At 53.1% G+C, this 18819-nt stretch carries 17 protein-coding genes; 9 read left to right on the top strand and 8 right to left on the bottom strand.

Annotated features, from left to right (window positions below; all coding sequences use genetic code 11):
• The first annotated feature begins 12 nt into the window (after window positions 1-12).
• Genes On2M_RS15690 through patD form a run of 4 tightly spaced genes read left to right on the top strand, consistent with a single transcriptional unit; the run spans window position 13 to window position 4219 of the window.
• Window positions 13-1029: an ABC transporter ATP-binding protein gene (locus On2M_RS15690; protein WP_151219279.1), complete on the top strand. Its 1017-nt coding sequence runs from the start codon at window positions 13-15 to the stop codon at window positions 1027-1029.
• Window positions 1030-1974, top strand: a complete 945-nt coding sequence (locus tag On2M_RS15685) for an ABC transporter permease (protein ID WP_151225475.1) — start codon at window positions 1030-1032, stop codon at window positions 1972-1974.
• Window positions 1964-2770 (top strand): ABC transporter permease, encoded by an 807-nt coding sequence (locus On2M_RS15680; RefSeq protein WP_210905116.1) that lies wholly within the window; start codon window positions 1964-1966, stop codon window positions 2768-2770. The genes On2M_RS15685 and On2M_RS15680 overlap by 11 nt, the downstream gene beginning before the upstream one ends.
• Window positions 2771-2791: 21 nt before the next feature.
• Window positions 2792-4219 (top strand): aminobutyraldehyde dehydrogenase, encoded by a 1428-nt coding sequence (gene patD, locus On2M_RS15675; RefSeq protein WP_210905115.1) that lies wholly within the window; start codon window positions 2792-2794, stop codon window positions 4217-4219.
• 211 nt (window positions 4220-4430) lie between these two features.
• Here the strand turns inward: patD and On2M_RS15670 are convergent, their stop codons facing one another.
• Both On2M_RS15670 and yncL read right to left on the bottom strand, forming a co-directional pair.
• Window positions 4431-4583, bottom strand: coding sequence for a hypothetical protein (locus On2M_RS15670; RefSeq protein WP_187252389.1), 153 nt, complete (start codon window positions 4581-4583; stop codon window positions 4431-4433).
• Window positions 4584-4762: 179 nt separating this feature from the next.
• Window positions 4763-4858 (bottom strand): stress response membrane protein YncL, encoded by a 96-nt coding sequence (yncL, locus tag On2M_RS15665; protein WP_071524268.1) that lies wholly within the window; start codon window positions 4856-4858, stop codon window positions 4763-4765.
• 192 nt (window positions 4859-5050) lie between these two features.
• Here yncL and On2M_RS15660 point away from each other — a divergent pair, with 192 nt between their 5' ends.
• Window positions 5051-5224: a GhoT/OrtT family toxin gene (locus On2M_RS15660; protein WP_016153148.1), complete on the top strand. Its 174-nt coding sequence runs from the start codon at window positions 5051-5053 to the stop codon at window positions 5222-5224.
• Window positions 5225-5243: 19 nt separating this feature from the next.
• On the opposite strand, the gene On2M_RS15655 is transcribed toward On2M_RS15660, so the two are convergent.
• The 3 genes from On2M_RS15655 to On2M_RS15645 are packed head-to-tail and all read right to left on the bottom strand — an operon-like array spanning window position 5244 to window position 11693.
• Window positions 5244-7403, bottom strand: a complete 2160-nt coding sequence (locus On2M_RS15655) for a virulence factor SrfC family protein (protein WP_210905114.1) — start codon at window positions 7401-7403, stop codon at window positions 5244-5246.
• The gene (locus On2M_RS15650; protein ID WP_210905113.1) at window positions 7400-10381 is read right to left on the bottom strand and encodes a virulence factor SrfB; all 2982 of its coding nucleotides are present in this window, start codon (window positions 10379-10381) and stop codon (window positions 7400-7402) included. The genes On2M_RS15655 and On2M_RS15650 overlap by 4 nt, the downstream gene beginning before the upstream one ends.
• A gap of 4 nt (window positions 10382-10385) precedes the next feature.
• Window positions 10386-11693: an SrfA family protein gene (locus On2M_RS15645; RefSeq protein ID WP_210905112.1), complete on the bottom strand. Its 1308-nt coding sequence runs from the start codon at window positions 11691-11693 to the stop codon at window positions 10386-10388.
• A 282-nt stretch (window positions 11694-11975) separates the two neighbouring features.
• Between On2M_RS15645 and On2M_RS15640 the strand changes: the two genes are divergently transcribed.
• A complete protein-coding gene (locus On2M_RS15640) occupies window positions 11976-13574 on the top strand; it encodes an ABC transporter substrate-binding protein (protein WP_187259633.1) in 1599 nt (532 codons plus the stop codon).
• A gap of 17 nt (window positions 13575-13591) precedes the next feature.
• Complete coding sequence (locus On2M_RS15635) at window positions 13592-13825, top strand: YdcY family protein (RefSeq protein ID WP_151225472.1); 234 nt, start codon at window positions 13592-13594, stop codon at window positions 13823-13825.
• Between the two features lie 60 nt (window positions 13826-13885).
• Here the strand turns inward: On2M_RS15635 and On2M_RS15630 are convergent, their stop codons facing one another.
• Together On2M_RS15630 and mddA are read right to left on the bottom strand one after the other, a co-directional pair.
• The gene (locus On2M_RS15630) at window positions 13886-14335 is read right to left on the bottom strand and encodes a DMT family transporter (RefSeq protein ID WP_151219271.1); all 450 of its coding nucleotides are present in this window, start codon (window positions 14333-14335) and stop codon (window positions 13886-13888) included.
• Window positions 14332-14850, bottom strand: coding sequence for a GNAT family N-acetyltransferase (gene mddA / locus On2M_RS15625; protein WP_210905111.1), 519 nt, complete (start codon window positions 14848-14850; stop codon window positions 14332-14334). The genes On2M_RS15630 and mddA overlap by 4 nt, the downstream gene beginning before the upstream one ends.
• Before the next feature lie 37 nt (window positions 14851-14887).
• Here mddA and On2M_RS15620 point away from each other — a divergent pair, with 37 nt between their 5' ends.
• A complete protein-coding gene (locus tag On2M_RS15620) occupies window positions 14888-15463 on the top strand; it encodes an XRE family transcriptional regulator (RefSeq protein ID WP_210905110.1) in 576 nt (191 codons plus the stop codon).
• 58 nt (window positions 15464-15521) lie between these two features.
• A complete protein-coding gene (locus On2M_RS15615) occupies window positions 15522-16559 on the top strand; it encodes an NADP-dependent oxidoreductase (protein WP_210905109.1) in 1038 nt (345 codons plus the stop codon).
• 30 nt (window positions 16560-16589) lie between these two features.
• Here the strand turns inward: On2M_RS15615 and pqqU are convergent, their stop codons facing one another.
• Entirely contained in the window at window positions 16590-18710 is a 2121-nt protein-coding gene (pqqU, locus tag On2M_RS15610) for a TonB-dependent receptor PqqU (protein WP_210905108.1), read from the bottom strand.
• Between the last annotated feature and the right edge of the window lie 109 nt (window positions 18711-18819).

Raw genomic sequence — 18819 nt, 5'->3', positions numbered from 1 at the left:
GCTGGGGGTTTTATGACGTACGCAGTGGAGTTTCATGACGTCTCGCGTTTGTACGGGGATGTTCGTGCTGTTGATGGGGTGAGTATTGCGATTAACGACGGTGAATTTTTCTCTATGCTGGGGCCATCCGGCTCCGGCAAGACCACCTGTCTGCGCCTGATTGCCGGTTTTGAGCAACTTTCAGGCGGCGCAATTACTATTTTTGGTAAGCAGGCCAGCGAATTGCCGCCCTGGGAACGGGACGTCAATACGGTTTTTCAGGATTACGCGCTATTCCCGCATATGTCGATTCTCGATAACGTCGCTTACGGGTTGATGGTCAAAGGCATTGATAAAAAGACACGTCACGCAAAAGCACGCGAGGCACTGGATAAGGTCGCGCTCGGTTTTGTTCATGAACGCAAACCGTCACAGCTTTCCGGTGGGCAGCGGCAGCGCGTGGCTATTGCCCGGGCGTTGGTCAATGAACCACGCGTCCTGCTGTTGGATGAGCCGCTTGGGGCATTGGATCTTAAATTGCGTGAACAGATGCAACTGGAGCTGAAGAAGTTACAGCAATCCCTGGGTATTACGTTCATTTTTGTCACCCACGATCAGGGGGAAGCCCTGTCGATGTCCGATCGTGTGGCGGTGTTTAATAACGGTCGTATTGAACAGGTGGATTCTCCGCGTGAACTGTACATGCGCCCGCGGACACCGTTTGTGGCAAGTTTCGTTGGGACGTCAAATGTCTTCGATGAGGCGATGTCGGCCAACGTTTGCGGGCTGCAGGGTATGTTTTCCTTGCGTCCGGAACACATTCGCTTGAATGACGTCAGTGGCGAAGTCCAGGCTCCGGGGATCATTCAGGCTGTGCAATACCAGGGAGCGGCGACGCGGTTTGAGCTGAAACTCGCCGGTGGTGAAAAATTGCTGGTTAGCCAGGCTAACCTGACGGGAGAAGTGCTGCCGCCAACGCTGTCACCGGGTCAGCAGGTGATAGCCTCATGGTCACGTGATGTGATGGTACCGCTGGTTGAGGAGAGGTGAATGGCTATGAACGTCTTACATTCGCCTCCACAGCCGACAAATCTGAACCGGATCTCAGGTTTCTTTTGGCGTAATCCGGGGCTGGGGCTGTTTTTGCTGCTCCTCGGGCCGCTGATGTGGTTTGGAATCGTTTACTTTGGCTCATTACTGACGCTGTTGTGGCAAGGTTTTTATACCTTTGACGATTTCACGATGTCGGTCACGCCGGACCTGACGCTGGCGAATTTGCAGGCGCTGTTTAATCCGGCTAACTACGACATCATTTTGCGTACCCTGACGATGGCGGTGGCAGTCACCATTGCCAGCGCGATTCTGGCGTTTCCGATGGCGTGGTATATGGCGCGATATACCAGCGGCAAAATGAAAGCCTTTTTTTACATTGCCGTGATGTTGCCGATGTGGGCCAGCTACATTGTTAAAGCTTACGCGTGGACGTTGCTGTTGGCTAAAGACGGCGTGGCGCAGTGGTTTTTAACCCATCTTGGGCTGGAGCCGCTGCTGCTTTCGTTCCTGACGCTGCCTGCGGTAGGCGGCAATACGTTGTCGACGTCAGGATTGGGTCGTTTCCTGGTCTTCGTCTACATCTGGCTGCCGTTTATGATTCTGCCGGTACAGGCTGCACTAGAGAGACTTCCGCCGTCACTGTTACAGGCCTCCGCTGATTTGGGCGCGCGTCCGCGTCAAACCTTCCGCTATGTGGTTCTCCCACTGGCGATACCCGGCATCGCGGCGGGTTCGATTTTTACCTTCTCACTGACGTTGGGCGATTTTATCGTACCGCAGTTGGTGGGACCACCAGGCTATTTCATCGGCAACATGGTGTATTCGCAACAAGGGGCTATCGGCAATATGCCTATGGCGGCGGCATTTACTCTGGTGCCAATTGTCTTAATCGCACTGTATCTGGCGTTCGTGAAGCGTCTGGGAGCTTTCGATGCACTCTGAACGCGTACCCTGGCTACTCAAACTGGCGGCATGGGGCGGGGTTATTTTCCTGCACTTTCCCATCCTCATCATCGCCACCTATGCTTTTAATACAGAGGAGGCCGCTTTTAGTTTCCCACCGCAGGGGTTAACGCTGAAATGGTTTAGCGTTGCGGCGCAGCGTAGCGATATTCTGGAATCGGTGACGTTGTCACTTAAAATCGCGGCGCTGTCGACAGCTATTGCCCTGGTTCTGGGGACGATGGCCGCGGCTGCCCTGTGGCGCAGGGACTTTTTTGGTAAAAGCGCAATATCGCTGTTGCTACTTTTACCGATCGCGCTGCCGGGAATTATTACCGGTCTGGCGCTGCTGACTGCGTTTAAAACCATCAACCTGGAACCAGGGTTTCTGACGATCGTGGTGGGCCATGCGACGTTTTGCGTGGTGGTGGTGTTTAACAACGTCGTGGCGCGTTTTCGCCGTACCTCATGGAGTCTGGTTGAAGCGTCTATGGATCTTGGCGCCAATGGCTGGCAAACCTTTCGTTATGTCGTGCTGCCGAACCTGGCATCGGCACTGCTGGCGGGAGGGATGCTGGCGTTTGCCTTGTCGTTTGATGAAATCATCGTGACAACGTTCACCGCCGGACATGAAAGAACACTTCCTTTGTGGCTACTCAATCAACTGGGTCGACCACGAGATGTGCCTGTCACCAACGTTGTGGCATTGCTGGTAATGCTGGTGACAACACTGCCAATTTTAGGGGCCTGGTGGCTAACGCGTGAAGGCGACACTCTCGCCGGAAACGGTAAATAAACGACGATATGGGAAATTGCTATGCAACATCAATTACTGATTAATGGCGAGCTGGTCAACGGTGAAGGTGAAAAGCAGCCAGTCTATAACCCTGCCACTGGTGAAATTATTCTGGAGATTGCCGAGGCGTCTGCTGCGCAGGTTGATGCCGCAGTACGTGCAGCAGACAGCGCATTTGCCAGTTGGGGGCAAACCACGCCGAAAGTCCGCTCGGAATTGCTGCTGAAACTGGCGGATGTTATCGCCGATAACGCGCAAACCTTTGCCGAGCTGGAATCACTCAACTGTGGTAAGCCGCTGCACTGCGTCCTCAATGATGAAATTCCGGCAATCGTCGACGTTTTCCGCTTCTTTGCCGGGGCAGCGCGAACTCTGCAAGGACAGGCGGCCGGAGAGTATCTGGAAGGGCATACGTCGATGATTCGTCGGGATCCACTGGGCGTGGTGGCCTCTATTGCGCCGTGGAACTATCCGCTGATGATGGCAGCGTGGAAGCTGGCTCCAGCGTTGGCTGCGGGAAACTGTGTGGTGATTAAACCATCAGAAATTACCCCGCTGACGGCGCTTAAATTGGCTGAATTTGCCAAAGATATTTACCCGGCTGGCGTTATCAACGTCCTGTTTGGTCGCGGTAAAACGGTGGGCGATCCGCTGACCGGCCATGAAAAAGTCCGCATGGTTTCTCTGACTGGCTCCATTGCAACCGGTGAACACATTATTCAGCACACCGCGCCGTCAATTAAGCGCACACATATGGAACTGGGCGGCAAAGCTCCGGTGATCATTTTTGATGATGCCGATCTGGATGCGGTAGTGAGCGGCGTGCGGACCTTTGGTTATTACAATGCCGGGCAAGACTGCACTGCCGCTTGCCGAATCTATGCCCAAAAAGGCATTTATGACGCGTTGGTTGAGAAACTCGGCGCCGCGGTTGCCAGCCTGAAAATTGGTGCGCCGAACGACGAATCGACGGAACTGGGACCGGTAAGTTCGCAGGCGCATCTTGATCGCATCACCAAAGCGGTTGATGAGGCTAAAGCGTTGGGGCACATCAACGTTATCACCGGTGGTAAGAAAGTGGAGGGGGCAGGCTACTATTTCGCCCCGACGCTGCTGGCTGGGGCAAAGCAAGACGATGCCATTGTGCAGAGGGAAGTTTTCGGTCCGGTGGTCAGCGTAACGGTCTTTGATGATGAAGATCAGGTATTGGCGTGGGCTAACGATTCGAAGTACGGGCTGGCATCCTCCGTCTGGACCCGGGATGTGGGGCGCGCGCATCGATTTAGCGCTCGCCTGCAGTATGGTTGCACCTGGGTCAATACACACTTCACGCTGGTCAGCGAGATGCCGCACGGCGGGCAAAAACAGTCTGGTTATGGCAAGGATATGTCGGTTTACGGGCTGGAAGATTACACGATTGTTCGCCATGTCATGATCAAGCATGAGTAGTCTCTGAAGCGCGAGCGGTAAATGGGGCACGGATAGCTAAATATTGGCAAACGTGCGTCTATACTATTCGTGCCACTGGCCTCGTCGCCATCGGACGGCGGTAAGTTGGAAATATCCGCGAGGTCAGGCTAATTGATACAACAAAGCCCCGGTTGAATATCGGGGCTTTGTGCTTTCAGGTATACCGTCCGGTTATTAGCGGCGTAAGCTGCTAAGTCAGGCGAGTAGCGCACAAACGCTCAGAACCAGTCCCAGTTGTTCCGGCGTCAGACCTGTCGTCAATAATCGCCGGTTCAGCAGGCTGCCCAATAGTGAAGCAAATGCCAGTAACAACCCCGTTCAGCCAAGGGATCTCAATTTCCATCAGCATACCGGCACAACACCGAGGCGTTATTTGGATACCTAATGCCATTGAAGGATTAGGGGGATTACATACTAAGGATAATTTACCCGGAAGTGTGAGAGTGGGAAGATGGTGTACTAATGGCAGAGAGAAAAACCTCTCTGCCAGCGGACGCTGCGATTAATTACACAAGAACCACATCAAGCAAACCAGCCAAACCTTGCGGAAATCAGACTGAAAAGTCCTACAGCAGCAAATATATTTATCAGCACCACCGTTTTACTGGAAACATTCATTTGTGCCACCTTTCGTTTAAACCCTTATGGGTATAGTACGGGTTATAACTATCCGCAATAGTACGAATTCCGAACACAATGAAAACGGTGTGTTTTACCGCTGTTTCTCTTAAAATAATTAATAAAACTTGATGTGGGTCATGAAAAAGAGCATATTGCGCGCGATTTCACCTTTCGGCCCGGATGCCTTACATGTCTCTGTACCAAAAAATGTTGGTTTTTTATGCGGTGATGGCCGCTATCACGGCAATCATCACCTGGTTTCTTTCCCGCGATAAAAAGCGGATTCGTTTTCTCAGCGCAGTATTAGTCGGGGCGACCTGGCCGATGAGTTTTCCCGTCGCGTTAATGTTTTCTCTCTTCTGATGACGGCGTAAACGCCGTTTCAGGCGGAAAGCAGGGCATCTAATCGTTTTCTGTCGGCGTCACTGACGTCCTGCGGATGCTGATACCCCACGTTCTCATTCGCACGGGTATATAAAGCGACCAGCCAGTCGTAAACGTAGCGACTTGCGCCGTGCGAAGGTTGTTCATCCAGTTTCGTCAGGCGTAACATTGGCTGTTGCTTAGGCGCGCTAAAAATAGCCGATCCTTTTTGGATCCTGCTGGCCGGACGCTGTTCCTCGGCAACGTTAGCAAATCCAAGCCAGGTAATAAAATCGCCAATATCGGCGTGAAGTTGCGCGGCGCAGACGTTTTCTCGCTGCAAAATGCGCTGTAAGCGTTGCGGCATCTCCAGGCGATAGCTGGCGGTAACGAGGATATCGGCAACCTGCCTTAGCGTACGGGCGTCGAGGCGTAACCGGCGCGCATTATTTTCATCGCGACACCACTGGCGCACGTGGTTTATCCACATTTTGTGCGCCTGATATCCGATCTCTTTGTTTTCCGGCGAGTGTTGCGTATCGCGCACCTCGGCAAACAGGTCAATATCTTCATTAAAGAGTCCGCTCACCTGTTCCTCGCGTGGCTGCTGAATACGCAGCAGCGACTCAAAGAGGCGCATCGGCGGGAGCAAACCATCAAGGAGTTCGCCATGCTTTGCCGCCTGAGCCTGTAACTGGCGGATCACCCACTCATTGCTACCGGATTCGGCTTCAACGGGATGAATCCAGCCGATCAGGGTTTGGCGTACGTGCTGTTGGTGCTGCTCACGCAGGGAATCCAACCTGGCCTGGCGCTGCTGTGGCGAGGTGGCTTGAGTCAGCCACTCGACAAGGCGCTGTAAGCTGTGTTTATCCAGCGCCTGCAGTGTGCCCCAGTGCAGTCCGGGCTTACCCATTAATTGCTGTACGGATTCATCCAGGTTTTGCTGAGTGCTAAAACGCGCATCCTGCGGGGTAATGGCCCACACCACGCCCGGCAATGCGGCGTCATGTACGGGCTGAGTATCGTTAACCCAGCTCAGCAGCTTGCGGGTGATAGCAGGCGTCTGGGAACGGGTCGATACCGCATTACAGATTAAGAGCACATCCGGTTGCAGATGCTGGCGGTAATGTTCCAGCATCCAGCCTAATTTGGCCTGCCACAGTGGATGGAGATGAACATCCGGGGCGAGGGGAATATCAAGCAGATCGACATTCCCCAGTTCAGCGTTTTCAACTGTCAGGACCAGTTCGCGCGTGAGCAGCGCCAGTGATGCCTGAGGGAGACTAACCGCGTTGAGCAACTGATGATTTTCAACGGGATGAACCACCACATCGCTTTGCGCCTCATTCCCGGTTAACGCCATCTGGGTAAGAAAACTTTCCGCAGGTAAACCGAAATGATCGACCAGCAGGCTCAGCGGTGCTGCTAATTCTGACGCGTTCCCGGTTTGCTGCAGCGTATGCGCCAGCGCCAACCACTGTTGCGTCAGTTCTGGTTGCTCTCCCCACAGTAACGCCCAGGCGTTTGCCCGGGTCGTCAGGTCCAGTGCGGGTAACAGCGTGGCAAACTGATGCCATAGCGTATCGTCGATTTGCTGCTGATTGGTTGGCACGCAGGCGCGCCAGAAGCGGCCAATCGACGCAACATCTTGTGCAGTAATGCCCTGTACCGGATGACGTTGACGTAGCGTTTGCCATTTTTCCAGGCGCGACTCAATAATCGATTTCTCAACCTGGCGATTGTCCGGGAGCGCACTGAACTGGGCGATAAACAGTTGTACCAGTTCGGCTTCGCTGAGTAACCGCAGACGCAATGGCCATTCACTATCAAGCGGATTTTCTTCCTGCGTGAAACGGATCGCCATATTGGTTGGCGCATGACCGGGATTAATATGCGAAAAGTAATCAAAACTGCGATCCGGAGTGACGATATTCACTTTGCCATTGGCGTTGTTGCACAATGCCGCGAGCAGATGCGCTTTCGCCGATTGTGAATGTCCATATAACCCAACGCACCCTCGCGATGAAAAAGCCGTCTTTAACGCAGATTCCTGCACGGCGGCTAACGTGAGCTGGGCCAGCAGGGCATCTGCTTCATCATCAAGACGTGCCGAGCGCTGACGGGTATCAGATACCCATTCGATGGCGGCCTGCGCGGTATTTAACATCTTACTCATTTCAGGTACACGCTCCCGCTATCAATCCAGTAATGGCTACCGCTATGGCGACGGTCTGCCAGCGTATTCAGTTTTAACGTTAAGGCATGGGCGGCAACGGGAGTGCCATCCTGTAACCAGGCGTCGCTCAGTACGAAGAATTCCGGTCCGCTTTCTTTGCTACCACCGCGTAGTTGCAACCGGACATTCAACACGCCATCTCCGGCGATGGTTTTTGCCAGTTCGGCAGAATTTATGCTGAGCGTATACAACGGCGTGGCAGGCCAGCGACTGTTTGCCAATTGACGGAAACCTAACGTCACGTTACCGCGCAAAGGAAAGTGCAGGCGGGTATCCAGCTTAGCGCCGGGCTTATCCAGATCGATATCGTGATACCAGATATTCTCATCGCGCAGCGTATTGACCGTATTATCCAGCACGCCGAGATATCGTACGGTTGAGTAAGCGCCGATATCGGCAGCTTTAAAGTTAAAGCGTGGAAGACGTAAATCCAGCGCCAGGCTACACAACATGGCACCTACTGCTGCGGTGGATTTGGGGTTACCAATCCGTCCTTGCTGGCTAAACGGATACCACTCATGTACGCGGTAGTTATCCATCCAGATCATACGATTAACTGGAACGGGCTGCAGATGGCGGATCAACGCCTGTACGCCAGGTAAACAGGCAGGTCTGCCGGTCACTAATAAAATATCGCAGCGATAGTGCGAAATGGCCTCACAGACCGCGTGCAGCGGCGCAGTCAGAGTAAATTGTCCCGCCAGTAACGCTTCTTGTAGCTGCCTGAACTGTACCTGTAAGGGAACGTTCAGAACATCAAACGCTGGCGATCCTGCTGGCAACGCATGGTCGATGGCCTGTTGGATATAATTCATCACGTTACGTGTGGGTCGCTGGCTGAGCAGCTCGCCAAAGGTGGCATGCAGCCCGGCTACCGGATCGTTAATATCACTTTGTTCCCAGGCAGAGAGCACCGCATGACCAAGCGGCATAAAGAGCTGTAATGCCGTTTGTTGACGCAAAATCGCCTGAGTATCGATGCGCCCGGAATCGCCGAATAGCGTCGCCAGCAATGCGGCGGCATCAGTCACGCCAGCCTGTTGTAAGCGGGTTTGCAACGCGGGCAAAACGCAACGCTGAATTACGTCCAGCAGCATGTCATCCCCCGCGACCTTAAAACCTTCACGGAACAACAGATGCGGGGTAATTTTGACGTTCGCCCCAACGCCATCATCAAGCTGGTAATGAACCACGGCCATATCCGTTGTCCCGCCGCCAATGTCGATCGACGCCACGCGCAGCGCACGACCTTTAGTCTCACCGGGTTCCGGCAGACGGTCCGGGCGGGCAAGGGCGTTAAAGAACGATTCAGTGTGACCATCATAGTGGGAGATAGCCTCGTTATACAGCCACACCAGTTGCCCACAGCTGGCCTCATCCCATTCCATCTGGATCTCAGGTACGGGAACCACGCTCTTTTCTTGTTGTTTACGAGTGGTGAAATCTTCATCCTGCGGGTGCCAGCCCATCGCTTTCCACACCAACGCAATAGCCTCAAACATGCGCAGGCGGAAAATTTCGCGCTCCTGTTTGGGCATTGCCGACGGTAGGGTCAGGATCAACGTCCGGAACTGACGAGGAGAGGCCGGGAATCCAAGACGCAATCGCGTTGCCACGCTGTTAATTTGGCCCAGCGCCTGAGCCAGAATTTCGCACAGCATATGTGTCATCAGCGTGCTGCGACTGTATTGCGGTGAGAATACCGGCAGACGATCGTCCTGCGGCAGGCTAAACAGCGGTTGCCCGTCATCGTTCATCAGGTTCATCAGCGGGAAGGCGGTAGCCAGCGGCTCGCGCTGGGTTTTGCCATTCATCTGGCTAAAGCGCCAATCATGTAGCACCGGCGTTTCGTCCCACAGATAACGGCGTGGGCTGGAGATCCCACTGCTGCCTTCAGTGCCCATACGCTGCATCGCCAGCTTACGGGCTTCGTCACCCACGCGGACAATCGACGGCCAGATAAAGGCGTCATCACGACCGCTCTCCACAGAAAAGTGCTGCTTGCCAAAACGCGCTTCAGAAAACTCCAGTCGGCTGGTGAACAGTGGGTCGTTGAGATACTGCGGCTCGCTTAACGAACGCACCTGTAATTCAGCAGTCTGACGCAGTCCGTCATTGGCGTCGCCATGATCTTCAATCAGCACGCCGCAGGTGTGTGTATTACCAATATCCAGAATGAGATCGACGGGAATGGCGGGTGTACTGAGGGTGTGCGTAACCAGCTTCACTTCCGGCACCGAAAGTTGTTCGCCTAACAGGGTCAGCACATTCAGCCAGTGTGCCTGATATTCAAAATTACGCAGAGCCTGCTGGATCTCGTGTTCAGAGCGGTTCTCATGCTGTGTGACATGATGCATAAAAGACTCGCGCAACCAACCGTCAATCCATGTCTGGTCGAGGAAATCGGCAATTTCATTGTCATGCCAGGCCAGCGCGAATCGTGTCCCGTTGAGCAGGTCGTTTTCATTAGGCGTTAACGCTGCAGGGGCATTTTCAGTGAGCTGGCTGTCCAGAGCTACGGTAACGCGGTGGGTGTTGCCCGCGCTGTCGGGCTGCGCCAGTTTTCGTACCTGCACGCGTGCCCAGTTATCCGGACCTTCAACAAACGTGCGCGGTGGGTTAAAGCGCAGAAACGGCAGTGGCAGCCAGACGCCGTCGAGGACATCAAGCGAATAATGCAGCGTCTGGGTGCTTTCCGGTTTCACCACTTCGGGCTGACCGCCGGTACTGCCTGGCAAGGTATAGCGACCCGTTGCCAGATCGAAATCCAGCCGTAGTAGGGGACCGTTTGCCGTTTTGCGCACAAAGCGACCATGATGCGCAGATTCTTGCGGCGTCAGGCCAAAATCCAGGAATTGCACACCGCTATTGGCGATGAGCGTCACACTCTGTTTGTAATCACACAGATTCACCAACATAAAATCAGGCACCTATCTTTTTGATCGTCAGAGGGATTTCCGCGTGATCGTCATAACGTGCGGTACACGTGGCGACGTCATTGGTTCCCGCTTTGCAGGTAATTTCAGGCATTGGATAACGTGACCCGTCCGTGCAACGGGCATTCCCGCGACTCTTAATCATTAATTCACCCGACTGGTGCAAACCGGAGAAAATCTCGGCTCGACAAACGATATTGTCACCATGAACCACGCGAGCAGTGCCTTTATTGGCCTGGATTTGATAGCGTAGTGACGGCGCTTTGCCGCTGACCGGATCTTTAACATCGACCATTACACGCCAGTTGCCGTTGAGAAAACGCGTTGTTCCTGCCTTCATCTGGTTGGCATCCATGACCAGCGCATCTTTCGGAATCGCGGCGATCACGACAGGTCCTTCCACAGGTTTCTCTTTCTTCGCGACCGGGATCACTTCAGCCCGATGCAGCGGCAGTGCAGATGTCAGTTCTGGCAGCGGAGCCATATCTGCCTTCGCAACGTCAACAGGGATGACTGCGGGAGTGGGCTGGACTGTCTGTTGTTTCCACAACAGTGGCCCAACAATGGCGGCAATGATTACTGCGGCAACCGGCAGGCTCCACAGCGGCAGGCGGCGCGCGGGTTTCTCTTGTGCCAGTGGCGGTGTGACTTCAGGTTCGTTAACTATAACCGGCGGCTGTGGTTCAGGTTCAGCCGGTTTAGCCAGCTCGACGACCGGCGTCAATAAAGGCGTATCAGCCTCGGCGAAGGTGATTTCAGGGCTGCTTTCTTCTTCCGACTCCGGCTCTGCTACGGTAACGACAGGAGGAGTATCAGCAAGTCGCAGGCAATCGAGCACCTCGTCGCGAGGATTTTCGTTCAGATTGACGAAGCCCCAGAACGTAATAACGGGTTTGCCTTCAACCAAAAAAACGTGATTCTCACCAGGAAACTGGATGGCTTTTTCGAGCAGTGAGCCAAACAGCTGTAGTGAGGTTTTCCCCGATTGCAGGCTTTTACGGCTCAGAGCAGCCGCATTTTCCAGCGTGCTCCCCAGATAGCGCAGCGCACGAAAACGAGCCTCCTCATCAGCGGCTTTCCACGCAACGACTTTCCCTTCGATCGGGGAATACCAGTCCACCCGATCGCCGTTGTCGTTAATTTGTGGGATCGCCAGACAATCCACCATTGCCTGTTGTTTACGCAGACGAAGCGTTTCGCGAATTTGCAATGCTGAATCAAACACGGCCTGACCACCGCCACCCACGGCCTGATAGTCATCCAAATTGCCGCTGCGCAAGAGAGTTTTTGCCACGTTGTTACCCCTTATACTTCTTCACGTATCTACTTTACGTTTTATAAAAACGAGCAAACGGTGAAAGAGAGGCAAAAAGGGGCTAATTTTCATGGCATAGAGTGCCGGGAAAAATCTTGACGTTTCGAAAAAGACTTAAGGGAAATTAATTCGCTTAGGGTGATGGATTATTCAACGAAATACACCGGATTAGAATAACCTGATAGTGATTCGTTATTGGTCAGTTTTTGTCAGCTATGCTCTGATATCACGGTTAATAATAAAATAAGAAGGCTTATAACCATGATTGCAAGGAAAACGTTACTCGCGCTGACGCTCAGCGCCGTCATACCGTCAGGCGCTGCATTGGCGGCCAATACTGACACTATCATCTACTGCTCTGAAGCGTCGCCTGAGTCATTTAACCCGCAAATCGCCAGCTCAGGCCCGTCGTTTGTGGCCAGTTCACAAGTGCTGTATAACCGACTCATCAACTTCGACCCGGTAAAAAATACGCCGGTACCGTCTCTGGCGACGGACTGGACGATTTCGCCGGACGGTAAGATCTACACCTTTACCCTGCGTCAGGGTGTAAAATTCAACAGCAATAAATTCTTTAAACCGACGCGCGACTTCAATGCTGATGACGTGATTTTCTCGGTATTAAGGCAGAAAGATGCCGATCATCCGTACCACAAGGTTTCTCAGGGAAGCTACGAATACTTTAACGATGTCGGTCTGGATAAACTGATTAAAGAAGTGAAGAAGCTCGATGATTATCACGTTCAGTTTGTTCTGAATGAACCTAACGCCGCGTTTCTTGCCGACTGGGGAATGGATTTCGCCTCCATTCTTTCAGCGGAATATGCCGACGCGATGCTGAAAAAAGGCACCCCGGAAAACGTTGATAACTGGCCAATTGGCACCGGGCCTTACGTGTTGCAGCAGTACAAGCAGGATTCGCAAATCCGTTATCTCGCCAACCCGAACTACTGGGATGGTGCGGTCCCGACAAAACACCTGATCTTCTCAATCACGCCGAACGTTCAGACGCGGCTCGCAAAACTGCAAACCAATGAATGCCAGATAATCCCGGCACCAGCGCCCGTACAGTTTGACGAGATTAAAAAGAATAAAGATTTGACGCTGCATTCGGTTGACGCGTTGAACGTTGGATATCTGGCGTTTAACACCGAGAAAAAACCGTTTGATAACGTGCTGGTGCGTCAGGCTCTGAACTACGCAACGGATAAAAAGGCCATTATTAACGCTGTCTTTTTAGGTTCTGGTACGGTGGCAAAATCACCGATTCCGCCGAATATGCTGGGGTTCAATAAAGATCTGCAGGATTACACATACGACCCGCAAAAAGCGAAAGAACTGCTGAAACAGGCGGGGCTGGAAAACGGTTTTGAAGCGACACTGTGGTCAATGCCGGTTCAGCGTCCGTACAACCCGAACTCCCGACGGATTGCCGAGATGATCCAGAGCGACTGGGCAAAAGTTGGCGTGAAGGCGAAAATTGTGTCCTACGAGTGGGGCGAATATCTTTCTGGAATGCGTAAAGGTGAGCATGACACCGCTTTGTTCGGTTGGATGTCGGACAACGGCGATCCGGATAACTTCGCCGATGTACTGCTGGGCTGCGACAGCATTAAAACCGGATCTAATGCCGCGCGCTGGTGCGATAAAGCGTATAATTCGCTGGTTGAAAAGGCGAAACTGGTGAGCAAACCTGAAGAACGCGCCGCGCTTTACCAGCAGTCACAAGAGATTTTCTATCAGCAGGCACCGTGGATTGCGCTGGCGAACGGTAAAACGTTCTACGCGACACGCAGTAATGTCAGCGGATACAGCGTGAGCCTGATGGGCAGTGATTTTTCGAAAGCAAAGTTAAATTAATGAGTTAAGGAGAGGTTATGTCGCATCTGGATGAGGTTAGCGCACGGGTTGATGCCGCCATTGAAGAGAGCGTCATTACGCATATGAATGAATTGCTGATTGAACTCAGCGATGATGCTGTGCTGAGCCGGGAAGATCGCTACACCCAGCAACAGCGTTTGCGTACAGCGATCGCACATCATGGCCGTCAGCATAAAGAAGATATGGAAGCCCGTCGCGAACAGTTGACCAAAGGCGGCTCTATTCTTTGATATTTCCTTGCCGGACCTTATCCGGCCTACAGGCACATTCTGTAGGTCGGATAAGCGCAATTAAAATGAGCGTCGCGCCACCAACCAGGCCCCGACGACCAGCAGCACCGCACCACAGACTGGCCCCACCAGCGCCCGCAGCGGCACGCCGTGGCTGCGCAAAATATCCAGCACCAACCCGCCAATTAACTGGCTGGCGACCAGCACCGCGATAGTCGTCGCTGCGCCCACATTTTGATATCCGCTGATACTGGCAAAAACGAAGAACGATCCCAGCAAGCCGGGGATTAGCGTCCACCAACGTACGCTGGAGACCAGCTCTGCAAATCCTGCCGCACCTTGCTTAAACCACAATATGCTGACAAATAATACGATCCCGACCAGCGAGTTCAATAACATGGCGATGAGGATCGTCGAGGATGTCTGCGTAATGCGCACCATCAAGGTATTTTGCACCACCAGACCAATACCCGCCGCAATCAGAAAGGAGAGGGTCAGCGTCTGGTTCATCTGCCGGCATCCGGTTCGCGACGATCGTCTAACTGCAACTGCATGAAGGTCAGATCCAGCCAGCGGCCAAATTTGGTGCCAACCTGCGGCATTTGCGCGGTGGTTTTAAAACCCAGCGTGCTGTGCAGATGCAAAGACGCCTGATTCTGAGACTCAATACCGGCCACCATCACATGCTTGCCGCATACACGAGCTTCTTCTATCAGCCTGCTAAGCAGCGCTCGTCCCAGGCCCTTTCCCTGATGCTCAGGATGGACATACACCGAATGTTCAACGGTATGGCGAAATCCATCAAAGTTACGCCAGTCGCCAAAGGAGGCATATCCCGTAACCACGCCATTATCTTCACTTATCAGCACCGGATACCCCATCAACTGGCGGGCTTCGTACCAGGAAATACGGTTTTCGGCATCGACCGTTTGATCGTTCCAGATAGCCGCCGTATGCAGTACCGCGTGGTTGTAGATTTCGGCAATAGCTGCACAGTCTTCTTTGCTGGCAAATCGAATTGACATGTTGAACCTCAAGGCTTGTTCACTATAGTATTACAATATGAATACTATTGAAGACAGCATAAATCAACGGATCGCGGCAAGAATTCGCATTGAGCGGGAATCTCGCGGCTGGTCACTGACGGAACTTGCCGAGCGCGCGGGCGTGTCGCGGGCGATGATCCATAAAATAGAACGCGGTGAAAGCAGCCCAACGGCCACGCTGCTGGGCAGGCTCTCCGGCGCCTTTGGTATCAGCATGTCTATGCTGATTGCGCGGGCCGAAATGCAGGAGGGCAAGCTGCTGCGCTTAGCTGACCAGCCCGTCTGGCACGACCCGCAAAGCCATTATTTACGCCGCCATGTTTCACCGCGCAGCGATCTGCCGATTGATCTGGTGCAGATAGAATTGCCTGCCGGCAGCGATATTCCGATGCCAGCCTCTTCTTATGTGCAGGCCAGACAGCTTATCTGGCTCCAGCAAGGGGAGTTAGTCTTTGTGGAGGGGGACGTACGACATGAAATGCAGGCGGGCGATTGCCTGGAGCTTGGCCCACCAAATGACTGTCGGTTTATCAATGAAACTACACAACCCTGCGTTTACCTGGTTGTGCGGTTAAACCCTGGCGTCAGCTAAATGGCAGGTCCGGGCTGCTACTATTGATGGATTCATGCCAAAAGCAGAGGAGCACATCATGGGTCAACAGACTAATCGTAATCGCCGCTGGGTACTGGCTTCCCGCCCGCATGGCGCGCCAGTTACGGACAACTTCCGTCTTGAAGAAGATGAGGTTGCAACGCCGGGTGAAGGTCAGATTTTACTGCGCACTGTTTTTCTTTCTCTCGATCCCTATATGCGTGGACGCATGAGCGATGAACCGTCTTACTCCGCACCGGTTGAGATTGGCGGCGTTATGGTTGGCGGTACCGTAAGTCGCGTAGTGTCATCTAATCATCCTGACTATCAGCCTGGCGAGTGGGTGCTGAGCTACAGCGGATGGCAGGACTATGACATCTCCGATGGGAACGGGCTGGTGAAACTTGGCGATAACCCCGAGCATCCCTCCTGGGCACTGGGTGTTATGGGTATGCCAGGTTTTACCGCCTATATGGGGCTGCTCGATATCGGTCAGCCGAAAGCGGGAGAAACGCTGGTTGTGGCAGCCGCGACAGGCCCGGTTGGCGCAACGGTAGGACAGATAGGTAAGCTCAAAGGTTGCCGGGTGATCGGCGTTGCAGGCGGCGCTGAAAAATGCCGCCATGCCACCGAAGTACTGGGTTTTGATGTCTGTCTCGATCACCACGCACAAGATTTCGCGCAACAGCTGGCAAAAGCCTGTCCACAGGGGATCGATATTTACTATGAAAACGTCGGCGGAAAGGTATTTGACGCTGTCCTGCCGTTACTCAACACGTCTGCGCGCATTCCGCTTTGCGGACTGGTCAGCGGTTACAACGCCACATCGCTCCCTGCCGGACCGGACAGATTACCTTTGCTGATGGCAACGCTACTGAAAAAGCGTATCCGCATGCAGGGCTTTATCATTGGTCAGGATTATGGTCACCGCATTCAGGAGTTTCAGCGCGAGATGGGACGTTGGGTTAAAGAGGGCAAAATCCATTACCGCGAGCAAATCACCGACGGTCTGGAAAATGCGCCGCAGACCTTTATCGGCCTGCTGACCGGCAAAAACTTTGGCAAGGTGGTTATTCGTCTTGCCGACGATGCGTAAATCGGAGGGCGGGAGTCATTCCCGCCAGTTTTACTCAAAACGCCATGCCAGATTAATTCCTAAACCGTAGTTTCGTCCTGGCGCCGGTTCGTAGTATCTGCCGTTTGACTCATTCACAATCACCGAGCCGACATAAGTTTTATCGAACAGATTATCCACCCGAGTGAACAGGTCGATCATGAGACTGCTGTAATAAAATTTATAACCGGTATTCAAACCAACAACGGTATAGGACGGGGCTTTCGCTGTATTTTCATCATTGGCCATAATGTTGCCCATATAACGAACTTCTGTTCCCGCATACCAACCTTCATCAGGCACGTAGCCCAGTGACGCAAATCCCATGTTTTGCGCTATGCCGGGCAGTCGGTTGCCGTTGCAGTTTTGATCCCCACAGACGTTGCTGCGATAAGTTGCATCAAGCCAGGTCCATGCCGCTTTTACGCGCCAGTCTCCTGCAAAACGTTGGTCCCAGGCTAACTCGGCGCCCTGACGGCGGGTTTTACCGGCGTTTTTATAGGTCGTCCTTCCACCGCTGCTACTGTCAACGACGATTTCGTCATCCGTGTTGGTCTGGAACAGGGCGGCGGTAAACAATCCGTCACCGATACGCGTTTTACTGCCAATTTCAACGGTATCATTTGTTGCAGGCTGTAGGTTAAAATTCATCCCACTTTGACCATCAGCGCGGTAAGACAATTCATTGATGGTCGGTGTTTCGAACCCGCGTCCCGCAGCCAGGTAAACGTTCCAGGCATCAGTGATGGCGTATTTTAACGACCCGGCAGGTAACCACTGGTGATAGCTGGCGTCACCGCTGTCATCTCCGTTACCTGGGGTAATATAGCGATCGTTAGAATCAAACCACACCGAACTGTAGCGAAGGCCTGCATCCAGCGAAAGCTTCTGCGTTAATTGCCACTGGGTTTGCAGATAGGGATCGAGATTCCACATCAGATTACGTTCGTTACGTCGTAAGTCGCCTTTCTGGCCATACTCCGGCACGCCTTCATCAAGGCGAAAGTTGTTGTAGCCTTTCCGGTTTTCGCTCATGTTTTCATAATTCAGACCGGTAGTGAAGGTCACGGGTATGCCCAGCTCACCACGGTGAGTCCAACGGTTATCTATCCCCTGATAATGACGCTGCAGGGTAATGACGCCTCCGGCGTGAGACGGTTTTAACTGAGGGGCCATTGGGATCGACTGGTACTGCGTGGTCTCACGCTCCCCCGCGTAGGTCATGATACTGATATCATCCTGCGCGCTAAGCTGGCGTTCATATCGCAATCCCGCCTGGGTCTGTTTGATGGTTTTTCGCGTATTAAATTGCTCTGCGCGAGGCGATTGCTGCGGATTAGACTGCCATTCCGACTCGGTAAGACCGCCGGGATCGTCGGCCTTGCTGTCTACACTATTGAAAATCAGTGTCAGTTTGCTCGCATCATCTATGCGCACGCCCAGTTTGGCATTGGCCAGACTTTTTTGCGCACTACTGCGATCGCGATATCCGTGGGTGGTAAACCGGGTTGTTGAAACAGTGTAATCCACATCCCCTCGTTGAGTACCATCACCCAGCGCGCCCGTTGCTTTTAACCCGTAGCGCCAGGTGCCAAAACTGCCGTAATAACTGCTGGCTTCAATGGTTGGCGGTTCATGACCCGTTTCAGTGCTGACATTCATCACCCCGCCGGAGGCATTGCCATACAAAGCCGAGAAGGGGCCACGTAAAACCTCAATATTTTGTACGCTGCTGATATCAATATTGGAGGTTTGACCCTGTCCATCCGGCATCGTTGCCGGGATCCCGTCGACGTACAAACGAATACCGCGGATGCCATACGTGGTTCGCGAACCAAATCCGCGAATCGACAACTGTAGATCCTGGGCGTAGTTCTGCCGATTTTGCACCTGTAGCCCTGGGACACTAGTCAGGGATTCAGACAAATTAATTCGCGGCGTTGCCAGACGCATATCTTCGCCGTTAACGACGCTGACGGCGGCTGGGGTGTCCAGCTCAGAAACGGATTGCGGCGTCGCGCTCACGATCAGCGTTTGATCGTTGATCTCACTTTCTGCCACAGCACATGGGGAGAGCAGGAAAGACAGTAATGAAACAGGAAATGCAATAAAGCGAGCTGAAAAAATCGTCATGAACAAGGCCAGTAAATGATGTTTACGCCGTAAAATCGGCGGTAATCATGTGAATATTTTTATAAAAGATGAAATTTAGCGCTGTTGAATTGCGGTAAATAACCGGACA

It is taken from the genome of Citrobacter sp. On2M, from assembly GCF_018035235.1.
GTDB classification, from domain to species: Bacteria; Pseudomonadota; Gammaproteobacteria; order Enterobacterales; family Enterobacteriaceae; genus Citrobacter; species Citrobacter meridianamericanus.
Note: the sequence above shows the minus strand (reverse complement) of the source record. Positions and strands in the feature narration are given on the sequence as shown.

Bases quoted from the DNA above. Each gene is read 5' to 3' on its own strand.
- On2M_RS15690 (WP_151219279.1), top strand. From the start codon at position 13: ATGACGTACGCAGTGGAGTTTCATGACGTCTCGCGTTTGTACGGGGAT.
- On2M_RS15685 (WP_151225475.1), top strand. From the start codon at position 1,030: ATGGCTATGAACGTCTTACATTCGCCTCCACAGCCGACAAATCTGAAC.
- On2M_RS15680 (WP_210905116.1), top strand. From the start codon at position 1,964: ATGCACTCTGAACGCGTACCCTGGCTACTCAAACTGGCGGCATGGGGC.
- patD (WP_210905115.1), top strand. From the start codon at position 2,792: ATGCAACATCAATTACTGATTAATGGCGAGCTGGTCAACGGTGAAGGT.
- On2M_RS15670 (WP_187252389.1), bottom strand. From the start codon at position 4,583: ATGGAAATTGAGATCCCTTGGCTGAACGGGGTTGTTACTGGCATTTGC.
- yncL (WP_071524268.1), bottom strand. From the start codon at position 4,858: ATGAATGTTTCCAGTAAAACGGTGGTGCTGATAAATATATTTGCTGCT.
- On2M_RS15660 (WP_016153148.1), top strand. From the start codon at position 5,051: ATGTCTCTGTACCAAAAAATGTTGGTTTTTTATGCGGTGATGGCCGCT.
- On2M_RS15655 (WP_210905114.1), bottom strand. From the start codon at position 7,403: ATGAGTAAGATGTTAAATACCGCGCAGGCCGCCATCGAATGGGTATCT.
- On2M_RS15650 (WP_210905113.1), bottom strand. From the start codon at position 10,381: ATGTTGGTGAATCTGTGTGATTACAAACAGAGTGTGACGCTCATCGCC.
- On2M_RS15640 (WP_187259633.1), top strand. From the start codon at position 11,976: ATGATTGCAAGGAAAACGTTACTCGCGCTGACGCTCAGCGCCGTCATA.
- On2M_RS15635 (WP_151225472.1), top strand. From the start codon at position 13,592: ATGTCGCATCTGGATGAGGTTAGCGCACGGGTTGATGCCGCCATTGAA.
- On2M_RS15630 (WP_151219271.1), bottom strand. From the start codon at position 14,335: ATGAACCAGACGCTGACCCTCTCCTTTCTGATTGCGGCGGGTATTGGT.
- mddA (WP_210905111.1), bottom strand. From the start codon at position 14,850: ATGTCAATTCGATTTGCCAGCAAAGAAGACTGTGCAGCTATTGCCGAA.
- On2M_RS15620 (WP_210905110.1), top strand. From the start codon at position 14,888: ATGAATACTATTGAAGACAGCATAAATCAACGGATCGCGGCAAGAATT.
- On2M_RS15615 (WP_210905109.1), top strand. From the start codon at position 15,522: ATGGGTCAACAGACTAATCGTAATCGCCGCTGGGTACTGGCTTCCCGC.
- pqqU (WP_210905108.1), bottom strand. From the start codon at position 18,710: ATGACGATTTTTTCAGCTCGCTTTATTGCATTTCCTGTTTCATTACTG.